This is a genomic window from Gilliamella sp. wkB108 (assembly GCF_001690195.1).
GTDB lineage: Bacteria > Pseudomonadota > Gammaproteobacteria > Enterobacterales > Orbaceae > Gilliamella > Gilliamella apicola_L.
This window is the reverse complement of sequence record NZ_LZGM01000016.1, coordinates 86,382-110,578: the sequence shown is the minus strand read 5'-3', so window position 1 is coordinate 110,578 and position 24,197 is coordinate 86,382. Positions and strand designations below refer to the sequence as shown.

At 34.6% G+C, this 24,197-nt stretch carries 24 protein-coding genes, 2 tRNA genes and 2 other RNA genes; 19 read left to right on the top strand and 9 right to left on the bottom strand.

Annotated features, from left to right (window positions below):
* Window positions 1–17: 17 nt before the first annotated feature.
* Window positions 18–698 carry a response regulator transcription factor gene (locus tag A9G11_RS02540; RefSeq protein ID WP_065617979.1) on the bottom strand — a complete coding sequence of 227 codons (681 nt, stop codon included), beginning with the start codon at window positions 696–698 and terminating at the stop codon, window positions 18–20.
* Window positions 699–1,134: 436 nt separating this feature from the next.
* Between A9G11_RS02540 and A9G11_RS02535 the strand changes: the two genes are divergently transcribed.
* From A9G11_RS02535 to asd, 14 genes are all read left to right on the top strand, one after another.
* The gene (locus A9G11_RS02535) at window positions 1,135–2,430 is read left to right on the top strand and encodes an L-cysteine desulfidase family protein (RefSeq protein WP_065617964.1); all 1,296 of its coding nucleotides are present in this window, start codon (window positions 1,135–1,137) and stop codon (window positions 2,428–2,430) included.
* A 122-nt stretch (window positions 2,431–2,552) separates the two neighbouring features.
* Window positions 2,553–2,628 (top strand) — tRNA-His (locus A9G11_RS02530).
* Window positions 2,629–2,657: 29 nt separating this feature from the next.
* A tRNA-Pro gene (locus A9G11_RS02525) sits at window positions 2,658–2,734 on the top strand.
* Window positions 2,735–2,774: 40 nt separating this feature from the next.
* A non-coding RNA gene (locus tag A9G11_RS02520) (RtT sRNA) lies at window positions 2,775–2,900 on the top strand.
* A 43-nt stretch (window positions 2,901–2,943) separates the two neighbouring features.
* A non-coding RNA gene (locus A9G11_RS02515) (RtT sRNA) lies at window positions 2,944–3,069 on the top strand.
* A gap of 1,117 nt (window positions 3,070–4,186) precedes the next feature.
* Complete coding sequence (locus A9G11_RS02510; protein ID WP_065617963.1) at window positions 4,187–4,909, top strand: GntR family transcriptional regulator; 723 nt, start codon at window positions 4,187–4,189, stop codon at window positions 4,907–4,909.
* A complete protein-coding gene (locus A9G11_RS02505) occupies window positions 4,906–5,589 on the top strand; it encodes a GntR family transcriptional regulator (RefSeq protein ID WP_065617962.1) in 684 nt (227 codons plus the stop codon). The genes A9G11_RS02510 and A9G11_RS02505 overlap by 4 nt, the downstream gene beginning before the upstream one ends.
* A gap of 12 nt (window positions 5,590–5,601) precedes the next feature.
* Window positions 5,602–6,069: a PTS sugar transporter subunit IIB gene (locus tag A9G11_RS02500; protein WP_065617961.1), complete on the top strand. Its 468-nt coding sequence runs from the start codon at window positions 5,602–5,604 to the stop codon at window positions 6,067–6,069.
* Window positions 6,070–6,086: 17 nt separating this feature from the next.
* The gene (locus A9G11_RS02495) at window positions 6,087–6,923 is read left to right on the top strand and encodes a PTS mannose/fructose/sorbose/N-acetylgalactosamine transporter subunit IIC (protein WP_065617960.1); all 837 of its coding nucleotides are present in this window, start codon (window positions 6,087–6,089) and stop codon (window positions 6,921–6,923) included.
* Window positions 6,904–7,725, top strand: a complete 822-nt coding sequence (locus tag A9G11_RS02490) for a PTS system mannose/fructose/sorbose family transporter subunit IID (RefSeq protein ID WP_065617959.1) — start codon at window positions 6,904–6,906, stop codon at window positions 7,723–7,725. The genes A9G11_RS02495 and A9G11_RS02490 overlap by 20 nt, the downstream gene beginning before the upstream one ends.
* A 14-nt stretch (window positions 7,726–7,739) precedes the next feature.
* Entirely contained in the window at window positions 7,740–8,810 is a 1,071-nt protein-coding gene (locus A9G11_RS02485; RefSeq protein ID WP_065617958.1) for an SIS domain-containing protein, read from the top strand.
* 11 nt (window positions 8,811–8,821) lie between these two features.
* Window positions 8,822–9,820 (top strand): SIS domain-containing protein, encoded by a 999-nt coding sequence (locus A9G11_RS02480; RefSeq protein ID WP_065617957.1) that lies wholly within the window; start codon window positions 8,822–8,824, stop codon window positions 9,818–9,820.
* Between the two features lie 17 nt (window positions 9,821–9,837).
* On the top strand, window positions 9,838–10,269 hold the full coding sequence (locus tag A9G11_RS02475; protein ID WP_065617956.1) for a PTS sugar transporter subunit IIA: 432 nt from the start codon (window positions 9,838–9,840) through the stop codon (window positions 10,267–10,269).
* 544 nt (window positions 10,270–10,813) lie between these two features.
* Entirely contained in the window at window positions 10,814–11,917 is a 1,104-nt protein-coding gene (gene asd / locus A9G11_RS02470) for an aspartate-semialdehyde dehydrogenase (protein WP_065617955.1), read from the top strand.
* A gap of 50 nt (window positions 11,918–11,967) precedes the next feature.
* Here the strand turns inward: asd and A9G11_RS02465 are convergent, their stop codons facing one another.
* From A9G11_RS02465 to nagB, 3 genes are read right to left on the bottom strand one after another with little or no spacing between them, the layout of a single operon-like run.
* Window positions 11,968–13,197, bottom strand: coding sequence for an ROK family protein (locus A9G11_RS02465; protein WP_065617954.1), 1,230 nt, complete (start codon window positions 13,195–13,197; stop codon window positions 11,968–11,970).
* Window positions 13,198–13,232: 35 nt separating this feature from the next.
* Entirely contained in the window at window positions 13,233–14,375 is a 1,143-nt protein-coding gene (gene nagA / locus A9G11_RS02460; RefSeq protein WP_065617953.1) for an N-acetylglucosamine-6-phosphate deacetylase, read from the bottom strand.
* Between the two features lie 11 nt (window positions 14,376–14,386).
* Window positions 14,387–15,193, bottom strand: coding sequence for a glucosamine-6-phosphate deaminase (nagB, locus tag A9G11_RS02455; RefSeq protein ID WP_065617952.1), 807 nt, complete (start codon window positions 15,191–15,193; stop codon window positions 14,387–14,389).
* A 249-nt stretch (window positions 15,194–15,442) separates the two neighbouring features.
* Between nagB and nagE the strand changes: the two genes are divergently transcribed.
* Window positions 15,443–16,936, top strand: a complete 1,494-nt coding sequence (nagE, locus tag A9G11_RS02450; RefSeq protein WP_065617951.1) for an N-acetylglucosamine-specific PTS transporter subunit IIBC — start codon at window positions 15,443–15,445, stop codon at window positions 16,934–16,936.
* A gap of 233 nt (window positions 16,937–17,169) precedes the next feature.
* On the opposite strand, the gene tusC is transcribed toward nagE, so the two are convergent.
* The 3 genes from tusC to fkpA are packed head-to-tail and all read right to left on the bottom strand — an operon-like array spanning window position 17,170 to window position 18,793.
* Entirely contained in the window at window positions 17,170–17,523 is a 354-nt protein-coding gene (gene tusC / locus A9G11_RS02445) for a sulfurtransferase complex subunit TusC (RefSeq protein ID WP_065617950.1), read from the bottom strand.
* Window positions 17,524–17,538: 15 nt separating this feature from the next.
* Window positions 17,539–17,913, bottom strand: coding sequence for a sulfurtransferase complex subunit TusD (gene tusD, locus A9G11_RS02440; RefSeq protein ID WP_218056017.1), 375 nt, complete (start codon window positions 17,911–17,913; stop codon window positions 17,539–17,541).
* Window position 17,914: 1 nt separating this feature from the next.
* Window positions 17,915–18,793, bottom strand: coding sequence for an FKBP-type peptidyl-prolyl cis-trans isomerase (gene fkpA, locus A9G11_RS02435; protein WP_065617949.1), 879 nt, complete (start codon window positions 18,791–18,793; stop codon window positions 17,915–17,917).
* Window positions 18,794–19,023: 230 nt separating this feature from the next.
* On the opposite strand from fkpA, the gene fabZ reads away from it, so the two are divergent.
* Genes fabZ through rnhB form a run of 4 tightly spaced genes read left to right on the top strand, consistent with a single transcriptional unit; the run spans window position 19,024 to window position 22,034 of the window.
* On the top strand, window positions 19,024–19,470 hold the full coding sequence (fabZ, locus tag A9G11_RS02430; RefSeq protein WP_065617948.1) for a 3-hydroxyacyl-ACP dehydratase FabZ: 447 nt from the start codon (window positions 19,024–19,026) through the stop codon (window positions 19,468–19,470).
* 43 nt (window positions 19,471–19,513) lie between these two features.
* Window positions 19,514–20,293, top strand: coding sequence for an acyl-ACP--UDP-N-acetylglucosamine O-acyltransferase (gene lpxA / locus A9G11_RS02425; RefSeq protein WP_065617947.1), 780 nt, complete (start codon window positions 19,514–19,516; stop codon window positions 20,291–20,293).
* Window positions 20,293–21,450: a lipid-A-disaccharide synthase gene (gene lpxB / locus A9G11_RS02420; RefSeq protein ID WP_065617946.1), complete on the top strand. Its 1,158-nt coding sequence runs from the start codon at window positions 20,293–20,295 to the stop codon at window positions 21,448–21,450. The genes lpxA and lpxB overlap by 1 nt, the downstream gene beginning before the upstream one ends.
* The gene (gene rnhB, locus A9G11_RS02415; protein WP_081298385.1) at window positions 21,435–22,034 is read left to right on the top strand and encodes a ribonuclease HII; all 600 of its coding nucleotides are present in this window, start codon (window positions 21,435–21,437) and stop codon (window positions 22,032–22,034) included. The genes lpxB and rnhB overlap by 16 nt, the downstream gene beginning before the upstream one ends.
* 2 nt (window positions 22,035–22,036) lie before the next feature.
* Here rnhB and A9G11_RS02410 read toward each other — a convergent pair whose 3' ends face one another.
* Both A9G11_RS02410 and A9G11_RS02405 read right to left on the bottom strand, forming a co-directional pair.
* Window positions 22,037–22,636, bottom strand: a complete 600-nt coding sequence (locus tag A9G11_RS02410; RefSeq protein ID WP_065617944.1) for a YiiX family permuted papain-like enzyme — start codon at window positions 22,634–22,636, stop codon at window positions 22,037–22,039.
* Between the two features lie 109 nt (window positions 22,637–22,745).
* Entirely contained in the window at window positions 22,746–24,035 is a 1,290-nt protein-coding gene (locus A9G11_RS02405; protein ID WP_065617943.1) for an NAD(P)/FAD-dependent oxidoreductase, read from the bottom strand.
* Window positions 24,036–24,197 lie beyond the last annotated feature (162 nt).

The window sequence follows — 24,197 nt, the reverse complement described above, 5'->3', positions numbered from 1 at the left end:
GCTAACCCTTTTATCGCTTACCTAATACGGTAACCGACAGCCCTAATCGTCTCGATTGTTACAACATTTTGTGCTATTTGATGCAATTTTTGGCGAATATTACTGATATGCACATCAACACTACGATCGTAGAGTTCGCGCGCACGACCAAGTCCGATTTCAGATAACTCTTCTTTAGTAACAACTCGATCACTGTATTTAACCAATAAAACCAATAAATTGAACTCGGTTGAGGTCAAATCAATAACTTTACCATTCCAAGTACAAAGTCTTTGCGGTAGATCCAATGTTAAACCATTAAATTGGAATTTTTTGTCGTCTACCATTTCAACTGGACGTTCATCGAAACGACGTAATACAGCACGTAATCTGGCAAGTAATTCTCGTGGATAACATGGCTTAGGAATATAATCATCAGCACCCAGTTCCAAACCTAAAACACGATCGATATTATCGCCTTTGGCTGTTAACATAATCACTGGCATATTGCTATGCTGACGAATACTTTTAAGAACATCAATACCATTGATATCTGGTAACATCACATCTAAAATTGTAGCGCGATATTTTCCAGATAATGCTTCATTAATACCATCTTGTCCTAAATAGACGCTTTTAATATTAAACCCTTCGTTAGTCAAATATTCACTAAGCATCTGTGATAATTCAATATCATCATCAATTAATAAAATATTTATCATAATGGTTATTATCGTTTAATTATAGAGAGTTACATTATTGGCAAAAATAACAAAAAAGTCAGTTAGTTTTACTAAAATATTACATAAATTTTATGTTATTTTTGATTATTTTTATATCAATAATTTTGTAAAGAAGTTTCAGGTTAAGCATACGTTTAAGTAATAATAAATCTACATTTAACGACTAAATACTATTAAATTTGTACAAGATTTTAATTTTGGATCAAGATATTTATATAAGTTCAATCATACTTATAAAATAAATTTCATGTTTGAGAAAGTCATTTTCGGATAAGAATATTATAACGAATTCACCTAATGATCAAATAATTCAATTTATATTTAATTTATATTTAATTTTATAATAATATGTTACCTCAAAATTTGTTATTTATTTCAACAGGTAACATACCTTTTGGAAACGGAGACTAACATGAAACAAGCAGTAATGTGGCAAGAATTAATCAGCATGGTAAAACAACAAGTTTTACCTGCGCTTGGTTGTACTGAGCCAATCTCTCTTGCATTAGCCGCCGCCATTGCAACAAAATATCTTGATAAAAATAGTATAAAAAAAATAGATGCATATGTTTCACCTAATTTAATGAAAAACGGCATGGGAGTCACTGTACCAGGAACGGGTATGGTTGGACTACCAATTGCAGCGGCTATTGGCGCGCTGGCTGGTGACGCAAATGCAGGACTTGAAGTGCTAAAAAGTATTACCGCAGAGCAACTCAGTTTAGCCAAAAAAATGTTAACTGATCATAAAGTGAGTGTCCAAATTGCTCAAAACAATAAAGCAATTTATTCAGAAGCCAATATTTATACTGATACCGATCATGTCAAAGTCTGTATCGAAAATTCGCATACTAACGTCATCTTGATCGCTAAAAATGGAGAAGTGATCTATCAAAATAATCAAAGCAGTAATTGTACATCAAATAATCACTCCATAATCAATCAGGCTTCAGTAAAATCGATCTATGATTTTGCCTCCCACGCTGATTTTGAAGATATCAAATTTATTCTACACTCAGCAGAACTAAATGATGCTTTATCTCAAGAAGGACTTAGGCGAGCATATGGCTTAAGTATAGCAAGTACACTACACGAACAAATCAAAACCGGCTTACTGGCAGATGATCTCTTATCAAAAGTCATTATTCGAACCACTGCAGCTTCTGATGCGCGCATGGGCGGAGCTACAATGCCAGCCATGAGTAACTCTGGATCGGGAAATCAAGGAATTACGGCAACCATGCCGGTCGTCGTAGTGGCTGACTATATAGATGCAACTCAAGAACAATTAGCAAGAGCATTGATTCTATCTCATACCATTGCCATATATATTCACAGTAAATTTCCACCACTATCGGCACTGTGTGCAGCATCAACTGCCGCCATGGGATCGGCTGCTGGAATGGCATGGTTACTTGGCAAAGGTCAATATGAACCTATCGACATGGCAATTTGTAGTATGATAGGCGATTTATCGGGCATTATTTGTGACGGAGCTTCCAATAGTTGCGCAATGAAAGTATCAACCTCGGTTTCTTCTGGATTTAAAGCGGTACTTATGGCATTAAGTCACATTAGAGTAACCGGTAATGAAGGAATTGTTAGCGATAGTGTTGAAACATCAATCAATAACTTAGGCGCAATTGTTAGCAAAAGTATGAAAGTAACCGATACACAAATTATTGATATTATGTCACATAAAGCTTAATTTATTGAATAATGTTAAAGTTTAAACTTTTAGCGCTTCTTATATAATCAATTGATAAATATTTTAAAAATTATACTGGACAACGCTCTTTTTTATGCGTAATATTTCGTCCTACTTCTATGGTGGCTATAGCTCAGTTGGTAGAGCCCTGGATTGTGATTCCAGTTGTCGTGGGTTCGAATCCCATTAGCCACCCCATTTTATGTAGAACATAAAATAAAAGTTAACGGCGAGTAGCGCAGCTTGGTAGCGCAACTGGTTTGGGACCAGTGGGTCGGAGGTTCGAATCCTCTCTCGCCGACCAATTTCAAATAAAAAAGCCTGCTCTTTGAGTGGGCTTTTTTATTGAATCAGTTTTAGTTAGATTCGAACCGACCGGAGGTTCGAGCCGAGCGTAGCGAGACAACGTTGCTTTAGCAACGACCCGTAGGGCGAGCATGTTAATGCGAGTCATCCTCTCTCGCCGACCAATTTCAAATAAAAAAGCCTGCTCTTTGAGTAGGCTTTTTTATTATTGAATCAATTTTAGTTAGATTCGAACCGACCGGAGGTTCGAGCCGAGCGTAGCGAGACAACGTTGCTTTAGCAACGACCCGTAGGGCGAGCATGTTAATGCGAGTCATCCTCTCTCGCCGACCAATTTCAAATAGAAAAGCCTGCTCTTTGAGTGGGCTTTTTTATTGAATCAGTTTCAGTTTGATTTAAGTCTGATTTAAAATGATACATATAGAGTTTAATGAACCGTAAAGATGTTTCAGGTTAGCTATATGTTTTAGTATAAAGATAGCGCTGAATTCAACCTCTAAATACTATTCGAAATTCAGCCATAAAATTTTTCAGCATTTATCACTTTACTGATTAAACTATCTCTATCTTTATCACTTAAAATAGCCTGATTTAAATATTCATCACAAATTGAGTTAATATATAAATAGATAGCACCTTATTTATAAGGAATATCCCAGCCAAATTTAGTGTATATTTTATATTTAGCATCTGCATCTTCATAACCAGTATATGATCTTCCAGCTGAATAAACTTCGTATCCTCAAATATGGCGAACTCGTTGTTTTGTTACATAGACAAAATCTGTCATTTTATTTACTTGATATTTCAAATAACCTACATTTTATATCATTTCTTCTAAGCAGAACTCTTATTTGTATCAAAAGATCAAATGATAAAAGTCCAAGTATCTTTGCATAAATCATCATTAAAAAATAACAATATTCCTTTAACTTCCAGTACACGAGAATCGTTATTCATTGTTTTTTTAATCATCTATTCACCCATAACTAATATCTTTTAAATAAAAGTCCTGTTTCTATATATTTTACCTGTTCCTTTTTTAATATTGTTACCTTTAATATTACCCACTAATATCTGTTTATGTTGCAATATAAAGAGTTGATGAATAAGTAACTGATGATGATTATCCACTATAAAAATACCCAAACCGATCTTTTAATCAAGTTGCAATATTATAAAAAGTAAAACCCATTTTTTGATTATATCAACGATCACTTATCTCTATAACAACTTATTTTGTAATTGGTACTTAGCTTTACGACTTCTGATTATCATCCCTATTTTGATCTTCTTTTTTTAATTTCATAAAAAGTGAAAATTGTGATCGCTGTAACAATTTTGGTACTAAAAATAGCTAACATGTATTTTTTCATTTCTTTTATAAGCAATATTATGTAGATTAAGATATATCTATTGAATAAAAAAACCCATAAAGGGAGTGTGTTCTTTGGAATATCGTGATATTGCTTCAAAAACGTATGTTGAAGAGCAAATTAGAGCAAATCCAGCTGTTATTAAGGAAAAATCGACAGAACGTAGTCTAGCCGAATATTTTGGTGTGAGTCGAACGACAGTGAGAAAAGCATTAAATGATCTAGCATTGGAAGGCTATTTATTCCAAAACGATAAAAATTTGGAACGTCAAAAAGTTTTTGAAATTAATATGCTAAAAATGTCTTCATTTAGTGAAGAGGTAAAAAAAGAAAATGATGTTCAAATTAAAATAAAAGTCCTCTCTAACCAAATCATCAAAATGCCAGCCGAATTGAGAACCTTCTTTTGTTCAAATAAACAATTAATTAGAATTATCAGACAACGTTTATTAGGTGAAAATCCTTTATCTTATGAGATCACCTACTTATTATCAGAAAACTTCAAAAATTTAGATCAAGTTGATTTAAACAATATTTCTCTCTATCAATTTTTGAAAGATCACTATCATTTGATGCCAAGTCACGGTCGTGAAGAGATCACCTATGAAGCGGCAACAGAAGATAAAGCAAAATATCTACAAGTAAGCGAAGGAACGCCGATTTATAAAGTATCTAGTTACAGTTTTGATGCCAATTTCCAACCGTTTGAACATACCGATCAATATTTAGTTGGTAATAGATTTAGATATCATTTATCTGCTAAAAACATTTTCGATTACCGGGAAAAAAATAAATGAGTTTATTTGAAAAAGTAACAGCTCATTTAATGGAGCAGATAACAACTGGACGCTACGGGGTAGGTGCAGAATTACCGCCCGAAGTTCAGCTACAAAAAGATTATGATGTCAGTAGGACAACAATTAGAAAAGCCATTGATCGCTTAGTAGAACAAAATATGGTGGTGAGGAAAAAAGGAGTAGGTCTGTTTGTTGCTCCAACGCTTTCAACTCAAAATATCTTAGAAATGACAGGTATTATTAAACCTCATACATACCAACATCATAAAAAGGTGATCAAAGATAGTTACTTAAGACAAGCTGGCACTTATTATAGCCAGTTATTAAAGTTAAAACCGTCTGAATTAATTTATTATATTAGTTTTTTAGAAGTAGCAAAAAACAGCGTTGTAAAAGAAATTTTTCTCCTACCTCTTAGCCATTTTCCGGATTTCCAAATTTCAATAATAAAAGTGCTATCAGCACTTGAAATTACTAATTCAGGCAAGAAAAAAGTCGACAAATTAGAACAAGATCTACAACTGATTGTAGCTAATGCGGAATTAGCTAAACAGCTACGAATTAATATTAATGACCCATTATTTAAAATTTCTAATCACTATTTTGATATTAATAGCGAACCTATTGCCATTGAATACAAATTCGCTAGTAATACTAAATATGTGGTCGATTTCACATAGGGAGGAAAACCAATGATTAAATTGTTACGGGTAGATCATCGCTTATTGCATGGTCAAGTTGTTGTTTCATGGTTCGAAAATGTAAGCGCTAACACCATATTAGTCGCTAATGATGCGGTAGCTAATGATGAACTTCGAAAATCAGCGATTCGTTTAGCTAAACCTGAACATGCAAAACTAGTCATGAAATCAATTGATGACAGTATTGAAGCAATAAATTCAGGGGTAACAGACAAATATCAATTACTTATCGTAGTTGAATCTGTCGAAGATGCGAACAAGTTAATTCGAGGTATAAAAAATAAAATCACAAGCCTCAATTTAGGTGGAACTAAACCTCGAGAAGGCACTAAAAATTACTCTAAAACCATCAATCTAACCGAGCAAGAAGCGGATTTATTAACAGCATTACAACAAGACGGCATTGATATCTACATTCAACAAATACCGAATGAATCAAGGCAAAAATTTGAAAAATAGTTTAGAGGGTACGAAAAATGAGTATCGAATTAACAGCAGTTGTTTTAGCTTTGATTGCGATGTTAGCAAACGGTGAATATTTTCTAGGTTCATCAATGCTATCAAGACCTTTAGTGACTTGTACTTTAACCGGTTTAGTCATGGGGGACATAACACAAGGCATTATGATCGGCGCATCGTTAGAATTAGCATTAGTCGGATCGTTTTCTATCGGCGCATCTATTCCGCCTGAACTTATTTCAGGTAGTGTTTTAGGAACCGCCTTTGCCATTGGTGCAGGTAAAAGTGCAGAGATTGCATTACCATTATGTATCCCAATTGCATCGTTGGTTTTATTAGTTAAAAACTTATGTTTCCTTTTCATCCTTCCTTATTTTGTTCACAAAGCAGATCAATACGCTAGTGAGGGCAATGGTAAAGGCATGGATAGAATGAATCTATTAGGCGGGTTTATTTCAATTAATATTCCAATTGGCCTAGTTGTGGGGCTTTCCTATCTGTTTGGTAGTTCAGCAGTTAATAATCTACTTGAAATGATCCCTAAATTCATTATTGACGGTTTAAGTATTGCAACAGGCTTATTACCAGCATTTGGTTTTGCCATGTTAATGAAAATCATGATTAAAAAAACCAATACCACCTTTTTTATTCTTGGCTTTGCTTTAGCTGTATACATGAAAGTACCTGTTACTGGTGTTGCTATTTTTGGTGCCTGTGCCGCTTTAGTCTTAACCGGTTACTCTGCATATAATGGCAAAAAAGGAACAATAGAAGATAGCAGTCAAGAGTTAAAAAACCAGACAGGCAATGTATTAGCCACACAGGAGATCGATTATGAAAACGAAGAATTCTAAATTAATAACCAATAAAGAATTGACAAGAACTTTCTGGCGCTCATTCACCGCCGAATGGTCATGGAATTATGAAAGACAAATGAACTTAGGTTATTCTTATGCCATGCGTCCCGCTTTAGATAAAATCTATGGAAATAACAAAGTAGATCTGACAGATGCTTATCAACGTCACCTTGAATTTTATAATGTCACACCATGGTTAATCACTTTTCCTTTAGGCATTTGTATTGCTATGGAAGAACAAAATGCCACGGATGAAAATTTTGATAAAAGTACAATTAATGATGTCAAAATAGCGCTCATGGGACCATTGAGTGGATTAGGTGACTCATTCTTCTGGGGTACTTTACGCGTTATTGCCACTGGTATTGGTACATCTTTGGCGATGCAAGGCAATATTTTAGGTCCACTTCTATTTTTATTAATTTTCAATATACCAGCTATTTTAGCGCGTTATTTTGGTTTACTTATAGGATATAACATTGGTTCATCGTTTATTGAAAAAGTACAAAAAACGGGATTAATGGACAAATTATCTTATGGTGCATCGGTATTAGGACTTTGCGTAGTTGGTTCCATGGTTGCCACAATGGTGACATTAAACATGCCTCTCCAGATAGGATCTGGCGATAATGCCTCGTCATTGCAAGCTATCTTTGATGATATTGTGCCGCAAATCTTACCTTTACTCTTCACGATATTTATCTTTGTATTAGTCAAGAAGGGGCTAAAGGCTCATTGGATCCTGTTATTAATCGCAGCTATTGGCATTTTTGGGGCTTGGAGTGGTTTATTAGGATAGTTGAGGTAAAAGTAATGAAAAATATTGCAGATTATGTAGCTCTAGAGCCTGATTTTTATCAAAATATTTTAGATAATTACCAAGTGTTATTTGCTAATATCATTGATTTAAATAAGGTTAAACAACTAAATTCAATCGTATTATTTGCTACTGGTTCCAGTGCAAATGCTGCTTATGGAGCTAGGCCTTTAATGAGTAAATTATTAAAGGTGCCTGTATATATTGAAGATCCCTCCATGGCAGCTAATTACCTTAATTACAACGATTCAAACACGCTATATTTTGCAATATCACAAGGTGGGCAGAGTTATTCAACTATTCACTTAGTTGAACAATTCCAAAAAAATAATCAAATCATCTACTCTCTTACCAGTGATCCTAATAGCCCGTTATATAAGATAAGTGACCATGTTTTATCAATGGGTATGCCTATTGAAGAAATGCCTTATGTTAGCGCAGGTTATAGTGTCATTATCCTAGATTTAATATTAATTGCCATGATGATTGGTCTAAAAGTTGGTCGTTTAACTAACGACCAATTCAACTGTTATTTAAACCAAATTCAAAAAATTGCCAAATTACTACCTCAAGTAATCAAGCAATCACAAAGTTGGATAAGTAACAACTTAAGTCAATTTTTCCATGCCAAAAGAGTTATTTTTATTGGATATGGCGCAACATATGGCGTTGCGAGAGAAGGAGAAACTAAATTCACTGAAACCGTGCAAAACACTGCTTTGGCTAAGGAATTAGAAGAGTATATGCACGGACCTTATATAGGTTTGCATTCAGATGACAGTATTATTTTTATTGAACCTCAAGGTTTATTAGAACAAAGAGCCAACGCTTTGAAAAAATTTTTAAACAAATATGTCAAAAACGTCACAACTATTTATGCCGGTAAAACTGCCACTAGTCAGGGAAGTGATTTATCTCTGAATATAAATTGTGACGAACTATTATCTTCATTATTCATGACAATTCCAATTCACTTACTCAGTTATCAAGTTTCACAATTGAAAGGGCGTGATCTGGAGAAATCAACTTATCCAGAATTTGATGTAATCACTAAATCTAAAATATAAAGGGTTAAAATATGAGAAAATTTGACGAACAAAAAGAATTAAACAGCATGAATGGCGCTTTAAAATTACGTCCACTGATCAATAATTTTATTGATCAGATAAGTGAACGTGGTTATAGCAACGTTTGTTGGTTAGGTATTGGCGGTACTTATGCCTCATCAATGCAAGCTGTTGTTCACATGAAAGAAAAATCAGCCATTGAAACTTTTGTACAAAATGCGGCTGAATATCTGGTAACCGGTAATAAAAGAATTACCAAAGATACACTTATTATCATATCTTCAGTTACGGGATCAACACAAGAACTGGTTGATTCTTTGAAAAAAATTAAAAACGAAGTGGGTGCTACCATATTAGCCTTTTTGGATATAGCCAACACACCATTAGAAGAAATTGTCGATCATGTCATTGTTTATCCAATGAATGAACAACTAAAATTTTTCATGGTTGCTGACCGTCTGATGTATTTAGCGAATGAGTTCCCTGATTATGATGATTTTTATAAAGAAATGGATCAACATTTTGCCAAAAATATTGTCGCGGTTGCCAAAAAAGCTGACCAATTTGGTCAAGAAGTAGCAGAAAAGCATCATAATGATGCCATGCACTATTTTGTTGGGGCTGGTAATCAATGGGGAGCCACATATTCTCATGCAATGTGTTATTGGGAAGAACAACATTGGTTACGTTCAAAATCAATTGAGGCTGCTGAATTCTTTCATGGTACATTAGAAGTTATCGATCGCGATACGGCAGTAACCGTTTATGTTGGGGAAGACACACAGCGACCATTAAGCGAAAGAGTTGCCAAATTTTTACCGCAAATTTGTGGTAATTACACCATTATTGATACCAAAGATTATGAATTACCGGGCATATCAGAAAAATATCGCGGTAACGTTTCACCATTTGTTTTCCGTGCGATAAACAATCGAATTGATGCCTATGTTGAACATCTTAATCGTCATCCAATGACAATTCGCCGTTATTATCGTCGTTTAGATTATTAACAGAGAGATCAACATACATGATTTCAGTATTAGTTAGTACTCATGGCATGGCAGCTAAGGGTTTAATTGAAACCGCAGAAATGATTTGTGGCAAGCAGACTCAATGTGAAGCAGTGCCATTTATGATGGGTCAATCGTTAGATTTATTTAAACAACAGATTAAAGAAAAACTAGATGTACTAATCAGTACTTCGCCCGAAGTTTTATGCCTGGTAGATTTAAAAGGAGGTACTCCATTTAATACATTAATCAATTTGATCGCTGATTATCCAAATATGGAAATAGTTACAGGTGTAAATATTCCAATGTTATTGGAGACTTTTATTCAAAGACCTGATGCCAATTTAGACGTAATATTACCCGATATTGTTCAAGCCGCTAATCAAGGAATTGAACGATATAATATGAGTTCTATGACAAACGGACAACAGAATGAAGAGGATTTTTAAGTATCATAGTTGATAATAAACAGTTTTAATCTGTATTAACACAAGGCAAATCTATTTTTTACAACGCATAAAAGATAGGCTTGCCTTTTCTCATTATTAATAATCAAGCCTCGTAAACCAATTTTACTACCCAATATCTTTTTTGATTTCCGAAAAATAATCAAATAAAGCAATATAATAAAATCTAAATATAATCAACGGCAATTAATCGCTACCCGATTGTTCTTCATTTCTGTTTTCTTCTTTTGATACCAGATTTAGCAAAGGCCTGTTTCATCAATCACAAAAATGACCATCAAATAAACAACAAATCACTTTATTAAACAATTAGAAGATATAAATCAGTTGATAAGATGTTATATTTTATATTGTTATATAAAATAGAGTATTCATTAACTGATGTCTAACAAAGGGCATGTATAACACCACGTTATTTTTAACCTATCTACAAAAATAATTCTTATCTTACTTGTTTTATGACAATATTTTGTTTTAATAGTAGATAATCTGTCTCTATATAACATCTACTTATTGGAAATAAACTATGAAAAATGTTGGTTTTGTCGGTTGGCGTGGAATGGTTGGATCTGTTCTTATGCAACGTATGGTTGAAGAACATGATTTCGATTATATCAATCCTGTTTTCTTTTCTACTTCTCAAGCTGGACAAGCTGCACCTGTATTTGGTGGTAAAACAGGAACATTACAAAGTGCAGATAATATTGATGCTTTAAAGGCATTAGATATCATTGTAACTTGCCAAGGTGGCGATTATACCTCTGAAATATATTCAAAATTACGAGCCACTGGTTGGCAAGGTTATTGGATCGATGCGGCATCAACGTTACGTATGGAAAAAGATGCCATCATCGTATTAGATCCAGTAAACAAAGCTAACATTCATACAGCATTAGACAAAGGGATTAAAACATTTGTTGGCGGTAATTGTACTGTTAGTTTGATGTTAATGTCATTAGGTGGTTTGTTCGCTGAAAACCTTGTCGATTGGATTTCGGTTTCAACCTATCAAGCAGCTTCAGGCGGTGGCGCTCGTCATATGCGTGAATTATTAACTCAAATGGGTATGTTACATGCTGATGTGGCTAAAGAGCTACAAAATCCACATTCATCCATTTTAGATATTGAACGTAAAGTTACCCAAAAAATGCGAGATGGTAGCTTACCTACCGATAATTTTGGTGTGCCATTAGCGGGAAGTTTAATTCCTTGGATCGATAAAGCACTTGATAATGGTCAAAGTAAGGAAGAGTGGAAAGGGCAAGCTGAAACCAATAAGATTTTAGGAACCAGTCAAATTATTCCTGTTGACGGTCTTTGTGTCCGTATTGGTGCGCTGCGTTGTCATAGTCAATCTTTCACTATTAAATTGAAAAAAGACATAAGCGTACCTGAAATAGAAAAACTACTTGCTGCACATAATGATTGGGTAAAAGTTGTACCAAATGATCGTGAGATCTCAATGCGAGAACTTACACCAGCAGCAGTGACTGGCACACTAACAACACCAGTAGGTAGATTACGTAAGCTCAATATGGGGAAAGAGTTTTTATCAGCTTTCACTGTAGGTGATCAGTTATTGTGGGGAGCTGCTGAACCACTACGAAGAATGCTTCGCATTTTAGCTTAAACAAAAAAGCCCGATATTATCGGGCTTTTTTGTTAGAATAATAAAAGAAATTATATTGCATTATCTTCAAACATCGTCATTAGCAGTGAACCATTAAATAATGCTTGTTGCACTAATGCAAATGCGCCAATCGCTGAACGATCATTAAGCGTTGAGCAAGTAATTGTTAAATTCTTCCTTAAACCTTCTAAACTCTGAGTATTTAATGCGTTATTTACCGCTCTTAGCAGAATCTCTTGTGATTTAATCAACTCTCCAGCCAATACAATACGCTGTGGATTAAAAATATTAACCATAATCGCTACTGCTCTACCGATATTTTCACCCGAATCTTTTATTAATTTTACAGCAAGATCATCACCTTGATTTGCACATTGACAAATATTAGCAATATTACATGATTCAATCGTCAATTTAGTCGGATAACCCTGTTCAATCATCTGTTTAGCTCGGTTTTCAATCGCACGATTTACTACTCGATTTTCTAAACAACCAAAATTACCACAATGACAACGATCCCCCAAAGCATCAACTTGAATATGTCCAACTTCACAAGCACTTTGATTATGATTAGTTAATAACTGTTGATTAACAATAACCCCCGATCCCACGCCTTGATGCACACGAATTAAAATAGAATCATCAACATCTTGCGTTGTTCCAAAATAACTTTCAGCAAGAGCTAAACTTTGAATATCATTGCCAATAAAAATAGAAGTTTTAAACTGTTTTTGTAATGCCTCGGCTAAATGCCATTCTTTAACTTGAATATGTGGTGTGTAGCGAACGATTCCATGTACAGAATCAACTAATCCTGGCATGACAACAGATATTGCAATTAACTCTTTTATTTTTTTACTATATTCTTGAATGAATTGTTCAATTAATGTAATTAAATATTTCTGTGCTAATTTTTCTGTAAAATCAGTTAGTGGATATGTTTTTGATACTAAACAATTAGCACCAAGATCATAAAGTTCCACAATGACATGTGAACGACTTAACTGCACGGCAATAGTCTGATAATGTGTAAATTTTGCTACAATAGAAACAGCAGGACGCCCACCGGTTGATTGTTGGGCATCGACTTCTTTAATTAATTTATTTTTGAGAAGTTGTCGGGTGATTTTAGTAATGCTAGCAGGAGCTAAATGGCTTATTTCAGCCAATTGAATACGTGAAATAGGCGCTTGCTGAACAATCAAACGATAAATCATTGCATAATTAAGTTGTTTGATTAGCTCAGCATTGCCAACTAGATTTAGATAATTAAATGTCATAAGTAACTCAATATTTGTACTAACTAAATGACATTTTAACGACTCATCACTCCATTAACAATAGTTTTAGATATAGTATAGTTACGATCAAAAATAACTAAGTTAGCTATATTACCTTCGCATATACTACCAAGCTCTTTATCAACACCGATAGCTCGTGCTGGATAAAGCGTTGCCATGCGTAAAGCCTCATCTAATGCAATACCAACATACTCTACAGCATTTTTGACAGCTTCTATCATGGTTAATGCCGATCCACCAAGTGTACCTTTCTCATCAATACAACGACCATCTTTATAATAAATGGTCTTACCTGCAAATACCCCTGAGGATAAATTAGATCCTGCAAGTAACATCGCATCCGTAATTAGGATCAAATGATCTTGTTTGATTTTATGGCTGTTACGAATATTCGCCCAATTCACATGCTGACCATCCGCGATAATACCGACATAAACTTCTGGCGCATCATAAATTGCGCCAACTACGCCAGGTTCACGTCCTGAAATGTAAGGCATTGCATTAAATAAATGTGTACCTAAACGGATCCCATCATTAAATCCACGGCGACAATCATCATAATGACCATTAGAATGTCCAACCGAAACATGAATTCCAGCATTAACAAGTTGTTTAATAAAATGACTCTCTACCTTTTCTGGTGCTAACGTAATAATTTTGATTACATCAGCATTCTCACAGAGAAAATCAATCATTTTTTGCGAAGGTTGACGAATAAAATTCTCATCATGAATCCCTTTTTTCTCAGGATTGATATAAGGCCCCTCTAGATGCAAACCAAGCGCTTGGTTTGCATGAGTAGCTAAATATTCGCGCATTACAGTCACAGCTTTTATCATAAATTCATCACTGGATGTAATTAACGTCGGCAAATAACTAGTGCAACCCGTAACGAGGTTTGTCGCTTGCATTGATTCTAAAGTATCGATGCTTAACGCATCAAGCGTTTCATTAAATTGTACACCACCACAGCCATTTACTTGAATATCAATAAAACCAGGAGCAACAATGGCTCCTTGTAAATTTTCAATGGTGATATCTGCTGGTAGTTCGTCTTGTTTACAGATTTTTGTAATTCTATCACCGTCAATAATAGCTGCGTGATTTTCAAGAATTTCATAGCCTGTATAAAAACGACAATTTGTTAATGCGTACATTGATTTATCCTTTATAAAACGGTTACTTTGAGATTATCAGCTTCCATTTGTTTGAAATATTTTAGTGTTTTTACTTTAAGATCATCAGTACTTGGCTCATCACAAACAATAATAGATGTTGGATGCATTTGCAAAGCTGTAACAGTCCATAAGTGATTAACTGAACCTTCAACCCCCGCTTGCAACGCCAAGCTCTTATTATGCCCACAAACTAATAAGATGACCTCTTCAGCATCCATTAAAGTGGCAACACCAATAGTAAGCGCATGTTTTGGCACTTGATGTATATCATTGTCAAAAAAGCGCGAATTAGCAATGCGAGTATCTTCCGTTAATGTTTTGATACGAGTTCTAGAGCAGAGTGATGAACCTGGCTCATTAAAAGCAATATGACCGTCTTGACCAACACCACCAACGAAAATATTGATTTTTCCATAAGCTTTAATTTTTTCTTCATATTGACGACACTCTTCATCAATATCAGTTGCATTACCATTAAGTATATGGATGTTCTTTTTATCAATATCAACATGGTTAAAGAAATTTTCATACATAAAAGTATGATAGCTTTGTGGATGATCTTCTGGCAGTCCTACATATTCATCCATATTGAAAGTAACAACATGCTTAAAACTGACATTACCAGCTTGGTACTGTTTAATCAATTGTTGATACATAACTAACGGGGAACTTCCTGTAGGTAAACCTAATAAAAACGGACGATCCGCTGTCGGTTTAAATTCGTTAATTTTATTAACAATTCGTTTAGCTACCCAAGCGCCCACTTCTTGAGCATTTTCTAAAGGAATAAGTCTCATGAGATATCACCTCTTCTGATATAATTAAATAACTTCTTTTTTTTCTAAGTAAAATATGTTGACTGTATTTTACTATATTAAAGTAATAATTCAAAAAAAATCGTGATTAAAATCACAAAAAACGAATAATTAATTTGCGAAGTAAAATAATATAATATGAAATATACAAATCCGCTTACGTTTATTTAAAGATGTTTAATTACAGTATGTTATTAAGTTTATAACAAATAATTATATGAGGTAAAACCTATGGGAATTTTGGCTTATTTACAACGTATCGGGCGATCATTAATGGTGCCTGTTGCAGTATTACCAGCCGCAGCAATATTACTTGGTATCGGCTATTGGATTGACCCCAATGGCTGGGGTGCTAATAATGTTGCAGCTGCATTTTTAATAAAATCAGGCAGTGCAATTATTGAGAACATGCCGGTACTTTTTGCAATTGGTGTTGCTTATGGTATGTCGAAAGATAAAGACGGAGCAGCAGCACTTGCCGGTTTAGTTGGTTTTTTAGTTATTACCACACTGTTATCACCAACTACCGTTGCACTGTTTCAAGGCATAGATACCAAGGTTACTGGTTGGGAAAATCAAATACCGCTAGCGTATAAAAAAATCAACAATCAATTTATTGGAATTTTAGTGGGTATCATCGCGGCTGAATTGTACAATCGTTTTAGCTCTGTTGAATTACATAAAGCATTGGCTTTCTTCAGTGGTAAACGTTTAGTACCAATTATTGTTTCCATTGTAATGCTATTTATTTCGGTAGCTTTTTATTTTATCTGGCCTGTTGTGTTTAGCTCATTAGTATCATTTGGTGAATGGATTAAAAACTTAGGTTCAGTGGGTGCGGGTATTTATGGATTCTTCAACCGTTTATTAATCCCTGTTGGTTTACACCATGCCCTTAATTCCGTATTTTGGTTTGATGTCGCTGGTATTAACGATATTCCAAACTTCTTAGCTGGGCAAAAAGCTATAGATTCAGGTGAAGCAATTATTGGTATTACTGGTCGTTATCAAGCAGGATTCTTCCCAATTATGATGTTTGGTTTACCGGGTGCCGCATTAGCTATATATCATACAGCTAAAAAAGGCAATAAAGATAAAACCGCCTCAATTATGTTAGCAGCTTCTTTTGCCGCTTTCTTTACTGGTATAACTGAGCCATTAGAATTTGCCTTTATGTTTGTCGCACCAATACTTTACGTTATCCATGCTGTTTTAACCGGAATTTCGCTATTTATTGCCGCTACTTTACAATGGATATCAGGTTTTGCATTTAGCGCTGGATTGATTGATATGTTACTACAATCACGCAATCCATTAGCGGTACATTGGTATATGTTAATCCTGCAAGGTTTGGTGTTCTTTGTGGTTTACTATTTTGTATTCCGTTTTGTGATCGTTAAATTTAATCTTAAAACACCTGGTCGTGAAGATGATGATAGTTCAACGTTAGTAGCTAAAAAATCTCAACAAAAACAGGCAGAAGTTGATGTATCTAAACTTGCTGAGCAATATTTAGCGGTTGTTGGTGGTAAACAAAATTTAACTAATATCGATTCTTGTATCACTCGTTTACGCCTAAATGTTAATGATTCCGATCTTATTGATGAACAAGCTACTAAAGCGCTTGGAGCCATGGCGGTAATTAAACTGGGTAAAACTGGTGTGCAAATTGTAGTTGGTCAACAAGCTGAAAAAATTGCCGATCAAATGAAAAAATTAGTTTAATTGATTTGTACAAAAGTTATTCAGCTGAAATTTAATTAATATTCTAATCCACCCTATTATTCAGTTTTACTGAAAAGTAGAGTGGATTAACTATTTCTCTCATTCAAATTTATTAATATTAAATTGAATCATCCTATAATACTTATCATCATAACGAGTATAACCGTATTAATCTTATTGAATAAGTTAAATCTGTAAAAAAATTTCAGGTTAGCTATACGTTTAAGTATAAATCAGAAACGTAAGATTACATCTTGAGTAGAAAATAATTGATTTAATGCTTGGGGAGGGATCACCTTATTAGCAATATTTAAGGTAATATTGTTAAGACTTCGCTCATTCAGTGAGGATTGGCACACATAAACATCCTCAATATCATACAGTTCAAGCATATTAAATGTAGCAATATAATCGCGCATCAATATTTGTTCAGGATGTTGATGAGGTAACAGATGAAAAACACCATCTCCAATAAAAAAAACTGAAATATGATTAATATCAGACATTGCCAGAATAATATCTAATGCCTCTCGCCCTTTGGCATTGCCATGAGGAGGCTTGTTGATAATGACCGCAACTTTTTTCATTTCACTACCTTAATGTTAAAACTGGATAACACGATCGGTCGTTGCAATTGATTCACTTAATTCACCAAGTCCGGTTAATTCAAAATAATTTGCAAGATTATTATGGTTAACTCCGCGTCGCTGAGCTGCTGCAACGCAAACGGTTAACTTTAATGAATGCTGCTCAGCCAGTTTTTGCCATGCTGAAACTAAATCAAACTCATCATTTGCAGGATCGGTGAACCGATTACCATTATAAACACCATCGGCATAAAAAAAGATATTTTTAATTGTATGTTGGGAATCGATAAGTAATGTTTGTGCAAATTGCAAAGCACAATAAGCAGATTGGGTCCCATAAGCAGGACCCATAATAACTAATGTGTAAGTTAGATTTGAGGGATCGACCAAATTATTGTCCAGCTTTTTCTTCTGGTTGGCTTTTTTGTTGATCTTTATTATCAATACCTAGTAATTCAACTTCAAAAACTAATGTAGATGCAGGTTGGATATCAGCTTTACCATCTTGACCAGGAATATTCTGATTACCATAACCTAAATTAGGTGGAACAACTAACTTAATTTTACCACCTACACCAATTAATTGGATACCTTCTTTCCAGCCACCAATTACACTACCAAGTGGGAATTTAGCTGTTTCACCACGATCGTAAGAACTATCGAATATACGGCCATCAGTTAGCGTACCAACATAATGAACAATCACGATATCTTCATCTGTTGGATGCGGACCGTTACCTTCTTTAAGAATTTGATAAAGTAATCCAGACTTAGTTTGTTTTACACCATCTTGTTTAGCAAATTCAGTACGGAATTTGTCACCTGCTTCTGTATTTTCGGCTTTCTCTTTTTCAAAACGAACTCTATTTTCTTCCTGAATTCGTTTGCCAAATGCTTCTAAAATACTTTTTACTTCATCTTCTTTCATCTGTGACTTGCCTTGGTATGTATCATTAAAGCCTTTCATCACATATTCAGTATCCGGGCTAATTTGATTTTGCTCTAGATTAGATTTCATATAAGTCGCAAAAGATGAGCCTAACGCATAAGCCTCTTTTTGTGCATCAGTTGAAAGTGTCACTTTATTGTCTGTTGGTGTATTACTATTATCTTTTGGTGTATTACTATTTTCAGTTTTTGTATTGCTTGTTGTTGCTGAATTAGTTGTTGTAGCAGTACTACTATTTTCCGTTGCTTTTTTCTCATCACAACCGGCTAATGCCAATACAATTGCACTACTTATTAATGTCATTTTAATCAATGATTTCATACCACTTCTCCAAGTTAAAAACTTTTAAGTCATTTTCTCCTCATTATATATGATTTGATATAGGATAAGATAGTATTTACATATCATTTATTTTATAAAATGACTTTAACAAATTACTAACGAACTTAACATAAGCATATTATTGCTGATTAATTCATCCTTGAGTGAAGGTGGTTTCCTCAGTTATAATGTCAAGAATTTATAATAATTAATATAGAAGGATAGCTATTTTGACTACCGAACTTAACTCTCTCGATATTGAAGAGATCATCAGTCTACTACCTCATCGTTTCCCATTTTTAATGGTTGATCGTGTGATTAGTTATGAAAAAGGTAAGACATTAAAAGCAATTAAAAATGTCACTGTTAATGAACCTTTCTTCCAAGGCCATTTCCCCAATAAACCCATTTTCCCTGGTGTTTTAATTTTAGAAGCAATGGCGCAAGCAACAGGGATTTTAGCGTTTAAAAGTATTGAAGAGCTTTCTCCCGGTCAACTTTACTATTTTGCATCTATCGATAAAGCACGTTTTAAACGCCCGGTTGTACCTGGTGATCAAATTGTGTTAGATGTTGAATATATAAAAGAGCGTCGAGGCATTGCGTTATTTCATGGTGTTGCAACTGTTGATGGCAAATTAGTTTGCGAAGCTGAAATGATGTGCGCTCGTAAATAACATTTGTTTTTGAAAATAGCAAAGACAGTATTAAGGAAATACTATGGCAACGGATATACATCCAAGCTCCGTGATTGAAAAAGGCGCAAAAATTGGCGATAACGTTAAAATTGGTCCTTTTTGCTTTATTGGTGATAATGTTGAAATTGGTGATGGTACCTGTTTAAAATCACACGTAGTCATAAACGGACATACCAAAATTGGTAAAGATAATCAGATTTACCAATTTGCCTCAATTGGTGAAGTCAATCAAGATCTAAAATATCGAGGTGAACCAACACGTACCGAAATTGGTGATCGCAATATGATTCGTGAAAGTGTGACGATTCATCGTGGTACGGTTCAGGGTGGTGAGTTAACACGTATTGGTAGTGATAACCTACTCATGATTAATGCACATGTTGCACATGATTGTCAAATAGGCAACCGTTGTATTTTGGCCAATAATGCAACACTTGGCGGACATGTTCAATTAGATGATTATGTTATTATTGGCGGTATGACGGCCGTTCATCAATTTTGTGTAATTGGATCGCATGTTATGGTTGGCGGTTGTTCAGGTGTTGCGCAAGATGTTCCTCCTTATGTGATTGCCCAAGGAAATCATGCCACACCTCATGGCGTTAATTACGAAGGTTTAAAACGTCGTGGATTTAGTAAAGATGCGCTACAAGCTATTCGAAATACCTATAAAATCCTTTATAGAAGTGGATTGCCTTTAGATGATGCAAAAACCGAAATTCAGACCATTGCACAACAGTACCCTGAAGTACAATTGTTTATTGACTTTTTTGCTCGCTCTACACGAGGCATCATTCGTTAATGATAGATAAAAGGTCATTAACAATTGCATTAGTCGCTGGAGAAACTTCTGGCGATATTCTTGGCGCTGGTTTAATACGTGCGCTAAAAAATCATTATCCAAATATTCAATTCATTGGTATTGCCGGACCACTGATGCAAGCTCAAGGTTGTCAAGCATGGTATGAAATGGATGAATTATCTGTAATGGGGGTCGTTGAAGTATTAGGACGATTACGACGGATTTTAGCAATTCGACGAGATATCACCAAACGCCTAATCGAACTCAAACCTGATATTTTTATTGGTATTGATGCGCCGGATTTTAACCTTTCGTTAGAAGGCAAACTAAAACAAGCTGGTATTAGAACTATTCATTATGTCAGTCCTTCAGTTTGGGCTTGGAAACAAAAACGAGTTTTTAAAATTAAACGTAACACCAATCTTATATTAGCCTTTTTACCTTTTGAAAAAGCGTTTTATGATAAGTTTAATGTGCCATGCCGCTTTATTGGGCATAAAATGGCTGATGATATTCCGCTTGATCCAGATCAAATAGCAATGCGACAACTATTAGCTATTCCTGTTAACTGTCATTGTTTGGCATTACTACCCGGTAGTCGTCATGCTGAAGTAACTTTGTTATCAGCACCTTTTTTACAAGCAGCCCAATTATTAAAGCAACGTTATCCTGATTTACATATTGTTGTACCATTAGCTAATGCTAAAAGGCGCGAAGAATTCGAACAGATCAAAGCTGAAATTGCACCTGAACTTGATGTACAACTTTTAAATGGACAAGCTCGACAGGCGATGATTGCCAGTAATGCCTCAATTTTAGCGTCAGGAACAGTCGCATTAGAGTGTATGTTAGCGAAATGTCCAATGGTGGTTGGCTATAAAATGAGACCTTTTACCTTTTGGCTAGCAAAGAGATTGATAAAAACGCCTTATGTTTCTTTACCTAATATCTTAGCGGGTAAAGAAATAGTACCTGAGTTATTACAACAAGATTGTACACCTGAAAACCTAGCCAATCATATTATTCCTTATTTAGAAAGTGATAATACTAAGTTAAAAGAGACATTTTTATCTTTGCATAAACAAATTCGTTGTGATGCGGATGAGCAAGCTGCACAAGCTGTTCTTGATGTTTTAGGAGAATCACGTTGTTATTAGAGTTTACTTATCCAAATGCGACCTTAATTGCTGGTGTAGATGAAGTAGGTCGCGGACCGCTTTGTGGTGATGTGGTAACAGCTGCTGTCATTTTAGATCCGAATAAACCCATTACAGGTTTAACCGATTCAAAAAAGCTCACTGAAAAAAAACGTGAACAACTATTTGATATTATCAAGCAAGAGGCTTTAGCTTGGTTTATAGCTCGCGCATCGGTTGAAGAAATCGATCAACTCAATATTTTACACGCAACTATGTTAGCGATGCAGCGAGCTGTAGCCGGTTTACCGATTAAACCTAATTTTGTATTAGTTGACGGTAATCGATGTCCTAATTTTGGTATTCAGACACAAGCTGTAATAAAAGGTGATTTATTGGTTGCAGAAATTAGTGCCGCTTCAATTTTAGCTAAAGTTACCCGTGACCGTGAAATGGTTGAGTTAGACAAGTTATATCCACAATATGGCCTTGCTCAGCATAAAGGTTACCCAACTAAAGCGCATTTAGCTGCCATTGAAAAACATGGTATTAATCATCTATATCGCAAAAGCTTTGCACCGATAAAAAATTTAACGTTATTTTAATGTTACCATTGCTTATCAACCGTGATAAGTAAAGGCGAATTAAACATAGCAACAGGTGAAATCACGGTTTCTTGATAAGGAATTTTATTACCATAACGTTCTTTCAATATTTTTTTCACTAAAGGTGAGGTAAGATTAAATTCTTTAATAATTTGTAATTGACCAATTTTTAATTTCAGCGCCCTATCATAAATCTTCCAGACTAATTCTGAACAATAAATATAATTATCATCCCAACCAAACCAGATATCATAAGGTTTGCCTTCAAAGGTACTCGCAACTTGTTTTAATTTAATAATCTCAATATTAGATAAATTATGATCTTTTAAACGTTTAATGACATAATTCTTTTGCTTACCATGAGCGATCCAGTTATTCAATGGTGTATAAACAACTTTACTGCTAGCTTCAAAAACATAAGGTTGGCCATTTTTAATAAAAATAATGCCCACATGACTAAATGGAGAATTAGTTGCTTGCTCAACAGCTTGACTCTGTCTCGATTGCGAAGATTGAAAAATAATATCCCCATCTTGTGGTTTATAGCTAGCAGCACTGACAAAACTGACAAATAACACAAGCATTGACAAAATGAAACGCATAAATGATTACCTACAAACAGAATTTATTTACGCTAAATTATATATAAAAATCGCCACTTATAAAATTAATAATTATAAGTAGCGATTTATATTTATTGATATAAACGCGTTAATCTCTATTGGTAAAAATAGACGATGATTTGGCTTTATACATAACTTTACTTGCACTAGCAAAGCGAATTGCTTTAAAAATACCTAGCAAACTTGCTTGATGGAAACGATATAATAAACGATGGATCATTAAAGCAAAACGACCCTTGACACTCATTTCATTCTTACCAATTAATTTTACGACACCTTGCGCGGTATCATGCAGAGTAATAATTGTTCCTTTATCAATATATTTAAATACTTTCAGTGATTGATTATTTAAAAATCTAACAATATTTTCATAACAAACTTTTGCCATCTGCTGGGCTGCTTGTGCTGTAGCTGGTGAAGCTCGACCATTGTCTTGCATTGCATAAGCACAATCACCTATTACAAAAATACTGTCATCTCGTGTGGTTTGTAATGTTGGTTTCACAACTAACTGATTGGATCGACTTGATTCTAAACCCGCAATCTCTTTTAAATAATCAGGCGCTTTAACACCAGCAGTCCAGATCATAATATCGGCCTTAATCACGTCTCCTTCTTTTGGATAAAATCCGTCACTTTCAGCTTTTGTGATCATGGTTTTAGTCATGACATGAATACCGCGTTTTTGTAATGTTTCAGCAATACTAGATGCTGTTTTTTCAGGTAATGCTGGCAAAATACGATCCGTTGCTTCAATCACTGAAACATCTAAGAGATCAGAACACATTTTATTGCGACCACAAGCGCCAAAAGCTTCAACCATATGAGGTAATTCTGATGCAAGTTCAACCCCAGTTGCACCACCTCCAACAATAGCGATACGAATTTTATCTTCTTCACTAGTTTCATGTTCATCAATAATAGAACAAAAACCTGTAAATTTTGAAATGAGTGTTTCGCGTAAACCAATAGCTGCATTTTGGTCATCTAAGAAAATACAGTGTTCTTTAACCCCTGGCGTACCAAAATCGTTTGAAGTACTGCCAATTGCCACAACTAAAATATCATACGCAATTGTTACCGTTTCATCTTTATGATCAGTAATAATTACTAGCTTATTTTGTCGATCAATATTGGTAAAAGTGCCTTGGGTAAATTCAAAATAGTGCTGTTGTCCCTGAGAAGCATAATAAATATTATCAACTTGTTCATCAAGTACACCTGTTGCCACTTCATGTAATAGCGGTTTCCAAAGGTGATAACTATTTTTATCAACAAGTGTGATTTCGGCCTGGCTATTTTTACCTAGTTTATCACCTAGATCTGTTGCTAGTTCTAAACCACCAGCTCCACCACCAATAATAATTATTTTCTTCATAATCCCTACCTTTTCAAATTAATTGCAAATATCATACTAAATAAGTAGGTTTTTATCTATTTTCTTCAACAATATCATTCATAAATAAAATCTATTAAAAATATAGTTTACAATCATTGAAAATCACTTAATGTATACCCATAGATTTATGTATAGTTGTTA